At 38.3% G+C, this 13,616-nt stretch carries 11 protein-coding genes and 5 tRNA genes; all 16 read right to left on the reverse strand.

The genetic code is table 11. From position 1 onward, the window contains the following. Positions 1-32: 32 nt before the first annotated feature. On the reverse strand, positions 33-182 hold the full coding sequence (gene rpmG / locus Q5794_RS23125) for a 50S ribosomal protein L33 (RefSeq protein WP_013059189.1): 150 nt from the start codon (positions 180-182) through the stop codon (positions 33-35). 242 nt (positions 183-424) lie between these two features. After that, the gene (locus Q5794_RS23130; protein WP_374988466.1) at positions 425-2,704 is read right to left on the reverse strand and encodes a sugar phosphate nucleotidyltransferase; all 2,280 of its coding nucleotides are present in this window, start codon (positions 2,702-2,704) and stop codon (positions 425-427) included. After that, complete coding sequence (locus Q5794_RS23135) at positions 2,701-5,019, reverse strand: glycosyltransferase (protein WP_374988467.1); 2,319 nt, start codon at positions 5,017-5,019, stop codon at positions 2,701-2,703. Before Q5794_RS23135 ends, Q5794_RS23130 begins: the two co-directional genes overlap by 4 nt. Further along, positions 5,012-5,506 (reverse strand): DUF4912 domain-containing protein, encoded by a 495-nt coding sequence (locus tag Q5794_RS23140; RefSeq protein WP_013085028.1) that lies wholly within the window; start codon positions 5,504-5,506, stop codon positions 5,012-5,014. The genes Q5794_RS23135 and Q5794_RS23140 overlap by 8 nt, the downstream gene beginning before the upstream one ends. A gap of 193 nt (positions 5,507-5,699) precedes the next feature. Continuing rightward, positions 5,700-6,359, reverse strand: a complete 660-nt coding sequence (gene phoU, locus Q5794_RS23145) for a phosphate signaling complex protein PhoU (RefSeq protein ID WP_013059193.1) — start codon at positions 6,357-6,359, stop codon at positions 5,700-5,702. A gap of 22 nt (positions 6,360-6,381) precedes the next feature. Continuing rightward, complete coding sequence (gene pstB, locus Q5794_RS23150) at positions 6,382-7,179, reverse strand: phosphate ABC transporter ATP-binding protein PstB (protein WP_370506071.1); 798 nt, start codon at positions 7,177-7,179, stop codon at positions 6,382-6,384. A gap of 368 nt (positions 7,180-7,547) precedes the next feature. Next, positions 7,548-7,670, reverse strand: a complete 123-nt coding sequence (locus Q5794_RS23155) for a hypothetical protein (protein WP_285229651.1) — start codon at positions 7,668-7,670, stop codon at positions 7,548-7,550. A gap of 143 nt (positions 7,671-7,813) precedes the next feature. Continuing rightward, positions 7,814-9,991 (reverse strand): peptidoglycan D,D-transpeptidase FtsI family protein, encoded by a 2,178-nt coding sequence (locus Q5794_RS23160; protein ID WP_374988468.1) that lies wholly within the window; start codon positions 9,989-9,991, stop codon positions 7,814-7,816. Positions 9,992-10,152: 161 nt separating this feature from the next. After that, entirely contained in the window at positions 10,153-11,430 is a 1,278-nt protein-coding gene (locus tag Q5794_RS23165) for an MFS transporter (RefSeq protein ID WP_013059197.1), read from the reverse strand. Positions 11,431-11,559: 129 nt separating this feature from the next. After that, positions 11,560-12,168 (reverse strand): superoxide dismutase SodA, encoded by a 609-nt coding sequence (gene sodA, locus Q5794_RS23170; protein ID WP_374988469.1) that lies wholly within the window; start codon positions 12,166-12,168, stop codon positions 11,560-11,562. 197 nt (positions 12,169-12,365) lie between these two features. Next, a tRNA-Ser gene (locus Q5794_RS23175) sits at positions 12,366-12,458 on the reverse strand. Between the two features lie 11 nt (positions 12,459-12,469). Then, positions 12,470-12,546, reverse strand: a tRNA-Ile gene (locus Q5794_RS23180). 3 nt (positions 12,547-12,549) lie between these two features. After that, a tRNA-Asn gene (locus Q5794_RS23185) sits at positions 12,550-12,624 on the reverse strand. Positions 12,625-12,664: 40 nt separating this feature from the next. Further along, positions 12,665-12,738, reverse strand: a tRNA-Met gene (locus Q5794_RS23190). A 1-nt stretch (position 12,739) separates the two neighbouring features. Then, positions 12,740-12,814: transfer RNA gene (locus tag Q5794_RS23195), tRNA-Asn, on the reverse strand. A 62-nt stretch (positions 12,815-12,876) separates the two neighbouring features. Next, positions 12,877-13,362: a DUF456 domain-containing protein gene (locus tag Q5794_RS23200; RefSeq protein ID WP_013059199.1), complete on the reverse strand. Its 486-nt coding sequence runs from the start codon at positions 13,360-13,362 to the stop codon at positions 12,877-12,879. Positions 13,363-13,616: the final 254 nt, after the last annotated feature.

Genomic DNA, 13,616 nt, shown 5'->3' on the forward strand with positions numbered 1-13,616 from the left:
TAAAAAAAACAGCAGGATTGTACTCCTACTGCTTACTTTGTTTCACGATGAAGTGTAACTTTTTTAAGTCTTGGGCTGTATTTTTTTAACTCAAGACGATCTGGGTTATTACGCTTGTTTTTAGTTGTAATGTAATTACGGTCACCAGTTTCAGTGCAAGCTAATGTAACGTTTACGCGCATCTATTTTCCCTCCAAACATTATAAACATAAATCAGACTTTAATATAATATCATTTTTCGAAAGGAAATGCCAGTCTGTTTTTTGGAAGAAAGTCATTTAATTTCATTTCTTCACTTTTTCTTTCCTCTTAGAGCCCTGAGCTCCTTCTCTGCTACGCCTTATATATAGATGAAGTTTCTTGAAATAAGCGGAACTCTTTTTATGATAGGCGTACTTCCTTTCTTTTAAATAAAAGCCATTATTTACACTCTTTGATACTCTTGTATTTTTTCTACAAAATATGCCGACAGCTTCTTGGCAGTCTGAGTGTTTAACGCCTCTGAATAAATATTTAATACAGGCAAGTGACCATCGGGCAAAATAAGCGTCCATTCATGGGGATCATGGTAAATCTTTAAACCATCAATGACATACACTTGTTTACCGATTGCTTCTTCTAATAGTTTCTTCATCACTTGTTCTTGAATTTCTAGCGGACATGAAATATACCGCCAGTTCATATAAGCGTGCGGGACATATTGAATCATTTCAGAAATTTTCCGCTGTTGCACCATAATTAATTCGATCAGCTGACATAAAGCGTACATGGCATCTAACTGAAATTGAACGGGCCCCAAAAGACTAAGCAAATCACGTTTTTTTGCTTTTGTCCTCATAAATGATTGATTGAGAGATTGAGCAAATGTTTCTAATGTGGATGAATAGTGTATAGGAATAGGAACGAATGCTACTTTTTTTGTCATGTATACGCTATAAATATAAAGCGACATAATTTCTGAGTTATTTACGCTGCAGCCTTTTTCATCATATAGAGCAAATGTTTCTCCGTCTTCTTTAATCTGAATACAAAAAGACAGCTTATTTCGTTTAATTATTCGTTTGATTTCTTCTGTTTTCTCCCATTTGTTTAAAAATAAAACGTGGACACGAAGACGCTTACATAATAATTCGACAACTTCCTGTATAAACGGCGAACAAATCACGCCAATCCGCGTACTGTCTTCTAATAAAACATGCTGATTAATTGATTTTACTAAAGCATCACAATATTCTTCCCTGATATTTCCTATGCTTGTTTCTTTAAGTGAAACAGAAGTTGTTATGTTTGCTTGTTTAGCTTGAAGGTACATCCGCTCAATCTTTTTTTCAATAAGCTGATTAACTAATTGCCCTTTCTTGTCGTATATTTCCAAAAATAGGCCGCTGTTTTTGCTATCCACACCAATATAAATACCAATGCTCGCTTGTGAAGTCATCATGTAATATCGAAATACCGGAAGAGCTTCTTTTTTAATATCATACACAGCTGAATGATTACTCCGTAAAAAAGAAAAGCATTCTTTGCGAAGTTGAATGGCTTCTCCTTCATCATCGCTTGCTAGACAGAACGACCCTTGGTGTTTGCATACAAGTAATAACGCATTGTATAGTCTTTCTCGATCAACAGATGAATGTACATACAGGCGACCGTTTTTGAAGATAGAAACATCTGATTTTACAGAAAGTTGAGGTAGCACTTGATTTTCAGCTACTGTATCTTGGACATACGTAGTCATTGCTTGAACATTTACATAGGGACCTATCGTAGCGTTGTATAAAAACGATTCTGCCCCCACCGTTACGTTTTGAAGCAAAATCGTTTTATCGATTGCAGCATGTGCTTCTATGATACTATTGGTTCCGATAATCGTGTAAGGACCAATTGAAGCACCTTTTCTAATCACCACATTTTCTCCTACGTAAACCGGATCGTAAATAGTCACCCCTTCTTCTATAAGCGCGTCATCTGAGACAATACTTTCCTGTCTATTGCCAAACCACTTCCTCCACAAATCATAGTGTGCTTGACGATAATGGTGGATTTGCCCAATATCAATCCAATAATCTTCCGTTACAAAACTGCACACAGTATGATTATATTCCAAAAGAAGCGGGATAATGTCAAAGCTAAAATCTGTAGGACCATAAGAATTCACGTAATCAAGAACGGATTTTTTGATCACATACACTCCCGTATTAATCAATCGGCTATTGGCCTGTTCGTAGGTCGGTTTCTCTACAAATCCCGTGACTCGATGCCCTTCATCTATCGTCACCACTCCATAACCCCGCACGTCGTTTACTTCTTTTGTAACAATGGTCATTTCGCTTTTTTGTTCATAATGAAAATGAATAACGTCTTGAAGATTAATTTCTGTTAAGGCATCTCCACTAATAATAATACAGTCTTCCTCAATAAAGGCCTCTGCTCGCTTAATTCCGCCCACTGTTCCAAGAGGCTCTTTTTCGATAAAATAAGTAAGCGTCACTCCCCACTGAGAGCCATCCCCAAAGTATTCAATAATTTGTTCATGCCTATACTGCAGCGTAATCCCAATCTCTGTAATTCCATGTTTCTTAAGCAGTTCAATGCTATATTCCATCACAGGTTTATCGTAAAGCGGCAGCATAGGCTTTGGAATCGTATAGGTCAAGGGCTGAAGTCTTGTTCCTTTACCGCCAGCAAGTATAATGGCTTTCAATTTTTTGCCTCCCTCCTTTTTTTATCCTGGCAAATGTGATGTTGAAACAGCTTACTTGTATCAATAGCGATTTTTTCCCAGCTAAACATAGTTGTTGCTTTTCTATACCCATTTTCGCTGATTTTTGCAGCCGTTTTTTTATTTTTTAACAAAAATTCAATACAGTTGATTAATTCGAGCGTATCTCCTCGGGCAAACGTCAGGCCCGTGTCGAAATGTGAAACAATATCGCTTAGACCTCCTGTATCGGCAACGATAGTTGGCTTCTTGGCTACCATCCCCTCTAAAGCCACAATTCCAAAAGGTTCATATAGACTTGGAAAAACAACCATTTTACAAGCTTGAAGAAGCTGATTTCGTTCGTTATCGGTAATGTATCCAATAAAATACACGTATTTGTCTAGTTGCTTTTCACTTACCTGTGTTCGAAACTCATGAAGTAAAGGCCCTTTTCCTGCTACAACGAATTGAACATCTATTTGTTTTTTCTTAAATAGTTCCGCTGCTTCAATAAATAGCTGAAATCCTTTTTCATATACAATTCGTCCAATTGAAAAAATAATAGGGGCCTTTCTAAAATTATATTTCTTTTGTAAACTTTCTTTTAACCGCTCATTTACTGCGTCGACTACCAGCTGCTTGTCAATTCCATTTGGAAATATAGCAATTTTATCTTGCTCTACGTGAAATAAAGTGATTAATTCTTTCTTCATATAGTCGCTGCAGACAATGATTGAGCTTGATTGTCGAATCAGCTCCTCTTCTTGCAAGTGAATTTTTTGCTGCATGTCATTATGAATACCATTATTGCGCCCATGTTCTGTCGCATGAATGGTCGTAATTAGCGGTCTATCCGTTTTATCTGCTAAACATTTTGCAGCGGAGGCAACAAGCCAGTCATGAGCATGAATAACGTCAAAAGACAGCTTGTAGCCTAACTGCAGTCCTCTAAGAGCCATAGCCACGTTCAAACTGTTTACCCATGTCAAAAAATCCGGATGATGAGGCTGCAGGCTTTTAACTCGGTAAACATGAACACCGTATAAACGCTCATATTCCGGCAGCCCCTCTACATACGTTGTTAATACACTAACATGATGGCCCGCCTTTGCTAACGCTCTGGATAAATCAAATACATGTCGTGCAAGTCCTCCGATAACTAGAGGAGGGAATTCCCATGCAAGCATTAAAATGGAGAGACCGCCTTTATATTGATTTACTGATAAAGCCGCCGGCTCTATCTCTTTTGTCGGGTATAAAAAAGAACTTCCTGAAAGAAAAATGTTTTCGCTATCCATCCTTGGATTCTCTTCGTGACAAAGAAAATCAAATAGTTTTACTTGCCTTTCGTATTCATCTCTGACTTTTTCAAAATTATAAAGCCAATCACTGCTACTTAAAAGGAGCCACTGTCGGTAGATAGCATTCACCACGCTAGGATGTTTAGAATCGATAACATCTAGCATCGCCTCTGACTTCTGTACGGTTGAAATAAACAATTGATTGTTCTCACTGACAAATTCGGCGCTTTTTGTTGCACCGTAGAGTGCAAGAGTTTCGTTTTGATGAAACTGTATATCCCTCGCGTAATCTAAAGGATATTGAAATATACCGCTTGCTGCTTGCATTCGCTGAAAGCCAAGCGTGTCCTTAGCCTTCAAATCCAAAACAGCGCTCGCTTTATTCATTGTTCCTTCCTCAACTTGTTTTCCTTGCTTAGGATATGGAAACAAGATAATGCCAGCAGGCGACTTTTTTAGTTCATCTGTTGATGACTTCACAAAGGTATAGCGCATTTGATGAGATTTTAGGAGCATATCTACTTGATGAGTATACTCTCCTTGCTGTATAAAAAAACCAACGGGCTTTTTTTCAAAAAACTGTTGAAAAACACGTATTGCTTCTGTAATTTGGAGATTTAATGTTTGTTCGGTTTTAAGGGTGGAAACGAACGCGTTCGTTACGGTAGTAGGAATACATTCCATCATGTCATGCTGAAAGAAATATTTGCAGGCTGAGAACAAGCTTCCGTTCCACTTTTTTAAAAAAGTGAGTGCTTTCTGATGCTGCCGGCTTGAAAACTGGTGTAAATATTGAGCGTAACGAGTGTTAAACTCCTCGTCGTTTAACGCGTTCAAAAACACACAAGACATCACAGCTGTTGCACCTATCAATTTCTTAGACTCAATTTGATCTAAAAAAGGGATGAACTCGTTCGTTACTTGTTCAAACAGCGGATACTCACTCTCTGTTTGAAGTACATGTAGCAACGGACAATGCATATAAGTTAAAAGAATACAGTCATCACTATTCATATTGCTTCTTCACCTGCTCCAAGTCATTTGAATATAAGGAATATGTGCTAAATTCATTTTGAACACCCTGGTGAACTTTTACAGGTTCGTACATCCAGCCTAACGAAGTTACATTCACTTGTTCATATTTTTCTTTCATCAAATAAACTGGATTCGAACGAAGAAGGGAAAAAAAACTTCCTTCTTTATCTTGAATACCAATATCTATTACATACGTGCGCTCACTTTCCAAGCTGTTCATAAACATGAAGTCTTGCTTAGGAGTAAGACCCTTCATATAATAGCGGTTTGATTCATGGCCGTTAAAATGAAGACCTGTTATATCATACGTACACATAGCTAGATTCAATTCTTCCCACCGTGTCGAAAACATACTTTCTACCATCTCTCGAATATGCTCAGAAAACGACCAGTGAACATAAATACGAGATGAGTCAAGCTGAGTAGCTATACACACATTTAAGTTTTGAATAAGATTAGCAGCCACTGTTTTATCACTTCGTTTCTTAGAATGTTTTTTCTACATATAAATGCCGTATAAACTTATTAACATCTTACCATTCAGAAAAAGTTGCCACAATAAACGCAATTTGTCGATTTGTGTTAAAAATTCAGGTTAACATAGTAATTATAATTTACTAACAAAAAAACCTCTTCGCTTATTAGAAGAGGTTTTTCTACTATTCGTTTAAGTCGTAGCGTTTGCCTTTTACAAGGTAAAATACGCTTTCTGCTACGTTAGTGGTATGATCGGCCATACGCTCTAAATAGCGGGCTACAAATAAAAGCTGCGTAATTTGGTTCATAGCCTCCTGCTTTTCTTTAGCAAGACTTAAAAGTTCTTTGATTGTTATTCCGTAAAGCTCATCCACTTGATCGTCCATTTCCGCTACTTTTTTAGCCAGCACAAGATCTTCCTCGTGATAAGCTTTTAACGAAAGGCTCAACATTTCAATCGAAATATCGTGCATTTTCTTTACGTGTTCTAACGGCTTAATTAATTCTTCGTTTCCAATTCGTATAGCTGATTTTGCTACGTTAACCGCAAAATCTGCCATACGCTCAACATCCGAAGCAATTTTAATTGCCACAATGATACGTCTTAAATCGATAGCCACCGGCTGCTGCTTTGCGATCAGTAAGATAGCTAGGTCATTAATTTCTTCTTCTAAGTCATCCACGTATGAATCGCCGTCGATAATTTCTAGCGCCAGCTCAACGTTGCTTGTTTGCAACGCTTCAATTGATTTTGATAGCGCCTCATGCGTTAAGCGCCCTATTTCTAATAATTTTTCACGTAATATCTTTAAATCACCATGAAACTTTTCGCGTACAACCACTCATCCCATCTCCTTGTATGTCTTAACCGAAACGACCTGTAATATAATCTTCTGTGCGTTTATCAGATGGCATTGAGAAGATTTTATCTGTTTCTGCGTACTCTACCACTTCTCCATTTAAGAAAAATGCTGTTTTATCTGAAATACGTGCCGCTTGCTGCATATTGTGGGTAACAATAATAATGCTGAAGTCTTTCTTTAATTCTTGTACTAACTCTTCTACTTTTAATGTTGAAATTGGATCGAGCGCAGAAGTAGGCTCATCCATTAAAATAACGTCAGGTTCAATTGCCAAGCAGCGCGCAATACAGATACGCTGCTGTTGTCCACCTGACAACCCATTTGCATTTTGATTCAAACGATCTTTAACTTCGTCCCAAATAGCTGCTCCTCGTAAACTTTTTTCAACAATTTCATCTAGTTTTTTCTTGTTGCGAACACCATGAATTCTTGGACCATACGCAATATTATCATAAATAGATTTCGGGAACGGATTTGGCTTTTGGAAAACCATTCCTACTTGCGTGCGCAGCTCTTCCACGTGGTACGATTTATCAAAAATATTTTTCCCTCTATACTCAATCTCACCTGATGTACGGACAATTGGAGTCATTTCTACCATACGATTTAACGTTTTAATATATGTTGATTTTCCGCAGCCTGATGGACCGATGATCGCGGTAACTTCGTTAGCATGAATGTCTAAATCAATATTTTTTAAGGCATGTGTGTTGCCATACCATAAATTCAAACCTTTTGTTTTATATACAATTTCTTTTGTTTGCGGAGTATTTACTTTTTCTTTGTTAGTCAATTCCATTGTTATTGCCATTGTATAATCCTCCTTCATCGTCTTTAACCGTTTTGAGCACAATAAAAGTCTCTCTATGTCTATTTAATATCTATTGTTTACTATCAGTGTAAATAAATACGAGAAGCCGAAACGCTTCCCCTTATTTTGATCATTTCTATTAATCCTTACACTTACAGAATAATAGCCGACTATTAATTGTGTTTTAACTCAATGTAAAGCTTTTGTAAACGAAGGTCTATCTGCGTGTTTTTTAGGTAAAAAACTAGTTCTTACGGCCCTTAAATTCAATAAAAAACCATATATGTAAAGATTTCTAACAAAAAAAAGAAGAGGTAGAGACATAACTAAATCAATTCAATCTAAAGATGGGTAAATTAGATAAATAAGCCAGTATGAATTACTTCCGAAACCACTGTTGATTTTCGTGCAAGGCTTCCCTTTCCAGGGGCGGCCGGTGAGTCTCCTCGTCGCTTCGCTTTTCCTGCAGGAGTCTTCACCTTGCCCTCCAATCAACCGCTAAAAGCACCTACATACACGAAATCTACGTTCACCCTACAAATAAAAAATCCGAACAAAGTTGATTCTTAATCAACTTTGTTCGGATCTTACCTTCAACTAATATGCTTTTGTCCCAGCCTCTTTAATTCGCGTCGTTTGCAATGACAGCCTGTTGATTCTTTTCTTGGTCTTTTACTTCTTGTTCACCTTTTTTCTTTAAATCAAAATACGTATCGAGCGCAGAACGAGCAAGCTCTTTTGTAATGGTATTTGGTGCACTTGGCACAAATGCCGATGGTACCACGACAGCTACTGCAATTTCAGGATTATTTGCCGGAGCAAAGGCCACAAAGTTTGAATTATTAACTTTAATTGGATCCCCTCCGCTTGGGTTTTTCTCATAGGCTTGTGCCGTTCCTGATTTACCAGCAGGATTATAGTTCGCTGTATGGAAAGCTGCATACCCTGTACCGCCTTGTTCTTGCGTAACGCGCTTAAAGCCACTTTGAACATCTTTAATGTATTCTTCTTTCATCGTGATACGATTTAACACATCAGGCTCAAATGAATGCTGCGTACCGCCAATTTCATCGGTTTTAATCGTTGGTTTTCGGATTTCTTTTACTAGCTGCGGCTTAATGCGATACCCTCCATTAGCTATTGCAGAAGTATATTGAACAAGCTGCAGCGGCGTGTACGTATCATACTGACCAATTCCTAAATCAAGCGCCGTACCTGGAACATCGCTTCCACCTTGGACACCTGTTGATTCGTTATCAAGGTCTATGCCTGTTGATACGCCTAAGCCGAACTGACTGTAGTAAGAACGCAGTTCGCTGAATGTATCAGGCTTAATCGGTAAAGTCATGTTTTTATGATACTGTAACCCAGCCATAGCCATTACCGTTTTAAACATAAATACGTTGGATGAATATTTTAACGCAGATGAATACGTTAAGGGTCCTAACCCTTCAGCCTCAGCTGATTTTTTAACCGGTGTTCCTTTAATTTTTAACGGTTCATCAACGAACACTGTGTTTGGCTTAATAGCTCCTGAATCTAAGCCGGCTAAAACCGTTGCTCCTTTTACAACAGAGCCCATTGTATAAGATGTTGAAATATTTCCTAATGCAAAATCTTCTATTTTAGGCGCTCCAGTCTTCTTATCAATGGTGTATTTTTTACCTGCCATTGTTAAGATTTCTCCTGTGTGAGGATCCATCATAATAACAAAAGCACGGTCTAAAAATTGCGTTCCTTTCATTTGCTTTTTGGCTAAAAGCTGGTCCGTAATTTGTTTTTCTACTGCTTTTTGAAGCTCCATATCAATAGTTAAAACCAAATCACTGCCGCGTTCACCTTTAGACACTTGAATTGTATCAAGGAGATTTCCTTTTTTATCTGTTACATATTGAACTTTTTCTTTTTGACCGCTGAGCTGGGCTTCGTATTGCTTCTCTAAATAGCTCGTCCCAACTTGGTCATTTCGACTATAGCCTCTTGACAAGTAATACTGTACTTTATCTTTGGGCAGTCCTTCGTTGGCAGATGATACATTTCCAAGCAAAGTACGGAGAGTACTGTTTTCTGGGTATGAGCGATCCCAATACGTTGTTGTATCAACACCTGGAAGTTCATCTAAGTGCTCACTTACAACGGCATACTCTTCATTTGTCACACCGCTCTTAACAATTTGCGGGGTGTTAGAGTAACCTGCCTCCATTTGGCGCTTAATAGCGAGAACTTCTAAATCACTCTTTAGACTTTCTAAATCTTTTTTAGAGATGCGGTCTAACTGACGTTGATACAGTTCGTCATCAGTCATTTCACCATCTTGAACTTTTTTGCGATCAGCTTGCGTAATTTTCTGCTCCGCTTCCTTAGGGTGAAGCATAATCCAATAATCCTTCATATCGCGTTCTGTAATTTTTACCACATTTTTAGCATCTTTATTCTTTTTATTTTCTGGAATATCAATCACATTTGTGGTGTAAGGAACATCGATCATAGTGGCTAACTTTTTAGCGATGCGCAGCCTTTCTTCAGCTGTATTTCCTTGAAAACGAGTATATGTAATCGTATTTAAAGAGGTATTATCTACAATTACGCGGTTATAACGATCGTACATTTTCCCTCGAGGAACAGGCGTACTGACCGTAACGTCCTGTGTTTTTTCGACTTCTCGTTCGTAATTCTCACCGTACACAATTTGAACAAGTCCCAACCGCAAAATTAATACGGAAAATAGGGCAAATACGGTCAAGAAAAGTAAGTTCACACGAAAAGGCACGTGACTTTTTCTTCTTTTTTTCTTTTTCATACCAACACCTACACTTTATAAAACATATATACCATAACACCATAAAATCAGACATTTAGCAAATAAATAGACACCTGGCAGGTGCCTATTTACACAACGTATTTATTCTAAAAGAAAAGCGAAGCATTTTCCATAGTACAAATGAAGGAGCTGACAACACTCTAAGCTGGAGACTCTCCGTCTCCTTCATTTAATACCGGAGGAGTAACAGTCGTTTCTTTTTTGTGCAGAGGCTGTGAGATATGTCTCACACAAAAATAAATGATCGTATGCCCTGCTCCAACAATAGCTAATAAAATGGGAATACTTTTTGCTTCATCAAAAAATAGTACAGCTATTAAAAATAAAGATATGGAAACGACGCGCCCGATATTCAGAAATACTTCTCTGACAACAATGTATTCAATTCTTTTTGAAACAACGTCTTTTGCTCGTCCAATCACATCGTACGTTAGAGAAATGAATGGAACCAACAAAATAGGATAGGCAATGGCAATACAAACAGCATATATAATTAACTTTGGATACGATAAGTTAAAGATAAGCAAAAAGACTGCTCCATAGAGAAGGAGGCCCCCTGTGAAGATAAACCGAAGGCGATTTTTTTGCTTAATAAACCTTGAGGCAACATAGTATCCTACAAACGCAACCGCTGAATTCACCAGTCCATATGTTCCTAAAGCTAATTCACTTCCCGTCGTAATAAATACCATGACGGATACAACAAAAATGAACGTACCTTCACGCAACCCTTGAAAGAAATGAGCCTGCAATATTCGATTCCAGTCTTTATTGACTTTTCGTTCAGCCCATACTTCTTTAAATTTGTATACTCCTTCCGCTGCGCGTCTTGTAATAAAAAAACTAAGCACAACGGCACCGATAAACAATAGCAGCGATACACCAAACACAATTTTATACCCAAGTGATTCATACAAAGCGGAAATAACAAAACCCGCTCCTAAAGGACCAATCATCCCTGCAAAAGAGTTTAAGATCCCTAAAAATCCGTTAAAAAAGTCTCTTGTATCAGGTTCTGTAATTTCAAAAGTTAGCACATTAAAAGCTAGCCAATAAAAGCCGTATCCTATACCCAGCAGTCCACCAAGCAATACTAAATACTCGGCTGCGTTAGCTCCACTGACTAATACAGCGATATAAAAAACGGCTAAAAAAGATACACCTAACCTTAAAACCACAACCCGGTCAATTCGTTTGGCCCATTTACCTGCTAAAATAAACGTAAGCGGCTGAAGCACCACTACCGCTAAATTATAAATAGCGAGATCCGAAAATTCGCCTGATTGTTTCCACAGATAAATGTTAACAAACGAATTGGAAATTGAAATAGCCAAGGCATAAAGACCGCCTATAATTAAAAGCAAAAGTAAATCTTTACTAACTTCTACATCTCCAACTACTTTTTTTAATAAAGGCATATCAAAAAACTCCTTTTCTCTTCTACACCTAGTGTGTGAAAAAGAAAAGGAGATATGTAAAAGAATTGGAAAACAAAAAAGCCAGTAAAGGTAATAATTACTTTACTGGCTCTTAAATACGTCTTCAGCTTATTTTGCAGCGTCGTAACGCTTAGCAACTTCGTCCCATTTTACAACATTAAAGAATGCTGAAATGTAATCTGGACGGCGGTTTTGGTAATTTAAGTAGTAAGCGTGCTCCCAAACGTCTAGACCAAGAATTGGCGTTTTGCCTTCCATTAATGGGCTATCTTGGTTTGGTGTGCTTGTTACTTCTAATTCGCCGTTGTTTACAACTAACCAAGCCCAGCCAGAACCGAAGCGAGTTTTAGCTGCATTTGCAAATTCTTCTTTGAATTGATCAAAGCTGCCGAATTTGCTAGCGATAGCGTCTGCTAATTCACCAGTTGGAGCACCGCCGCCGTTAGGGCAAAGGATTGTCCAAAATAATGAGTGGTTCGCATGACCGCCACCGTTATTGCGTACTGCTGTACGGATATCTTCAGGAACAGCATCTAAGTTTGAAATTAAGTCTTCAATACTTTTGCTTTCTAAATCCGCTTTGCCTTCAACAGCAGCGTTTAGATTTGTAACATATGTGTTGTGATGTTTTGTGTGGTGAATATTCATTGTTTCTTTGTCGATATGTGGTTCCAGTGCATGGTATGCATAAGGTAGTTCTGGTAATTTGTAAGCCATGAATAATTCCTCCTTCAAAATATGTAAGCATTTTGGCGCAAAAGCACCATATACGTTTAGATTAGCAAATTTACCCTACTGTTTCAAATAAAAAGTTCCTAATCCATGATTTATATTTACCTAATTCCCATTCGCTATTCTTTTAAACATAAAAAAAGCTTCTTTTTCTCAAAAGAAGCTTTGAATAGACAATAGTATGGCGGAGGAAGAGGGATTCGAACCCCCGCGGGCTTTAACACCCCTGTCGGTTTTCAAGACCGATCCCTTCAGCCGGACTTGGGTATTCCTCCAACCCTATAAATGGTGGACCCTGCAGGACTCGAACCTGCGACCGGACGGTTATGAGCCGTCTGCTCTAACCAGCTGAGCTAAGGGTCCACATGGCTCCACAGGTAGGACTCGAACCTACGACCGATCGGTTAACAGCCGATAGCTCTACCACTGAGCTACTGTGGAACAATATGAATTATGTATGTCACAAACGCAAATTGGAAAATAGCGGCGGAGGGGATCGAACCCCCGACCTCACGGGTATGAACCGTACGCTCTAGCCAGCTGAGCTACACCGCCATGGCTCCACAGGTAGGACTCGAACCTACGACCGATCGGTTAACAGCCGATAGCTCTACCACTGAGCTACTGTGGAACAATATAACATTTACTAGCGACATTAAAAATTTAACATGTTTCTAGCCTAAAGTCAATATATTATTTTAAAACAGCGTATAAAAAATAGGCAATCATCAACAGTTGAATAAATCCTTTTGAAATAGCGCCACTAAAAAAGCCAATAACCGAACCTACTCCAATTTTTACTGCGTTGCTAATTGTGGTCCGATGAACAATCAGTTCTCCTACAATCGCTCCGATAAACGGCCCTAAAATAATTCCAAATCCCGGAATGACAAACGGACCCACAAGCAGCCCAACTGTACTTCCCCAAACACCTGCTTTAGTGCCTCCGAATTTTTTCACACCAATAATATTAGCTATATAGTCTGCTAAAAAAAGTGCGACAACTAACAATCCTTGTATCACCCAAAATAACCAGCTATAGGAGCTAAAATCATAAAATAAACCGTATATAACAAATCCTAGAGCTACAAATAGCACGCTTGGGATGATGGGATAAACCAACCCAACAAACGATACAACAAAGCTAATGATAATTAATGCCCAACATAAAATAGCCATGCTCGCACCTATCCTTTTTATTATTACTATTTATCATACAATAATCACTCCTATAAAGAAAGACCTTGCACGACGAGTCCTTCCTTTATTTTACTTTCAAATACCTCTTCAAATAATGATTTTCGAGTGTACCTTTGCAATATTAATAGCACGGTCCTCAAGCTGCCCGTAATATCCCCAAAAACAATGACGGCAAAACCTGTACATATACGCATAAGATGTGCTTGTGACAAAACGCTCCACCGCATCATTGT

Origin of the sequence: Priestia megaterium (genome assembly GCF_041941685.1) — a bacterium.
GTDB classification, from domain to species: Bacteria; Bacillota; Bacilli; order Bacillales; family Bacillaceae_H; genus Priestia; species Priestia megaterium_C.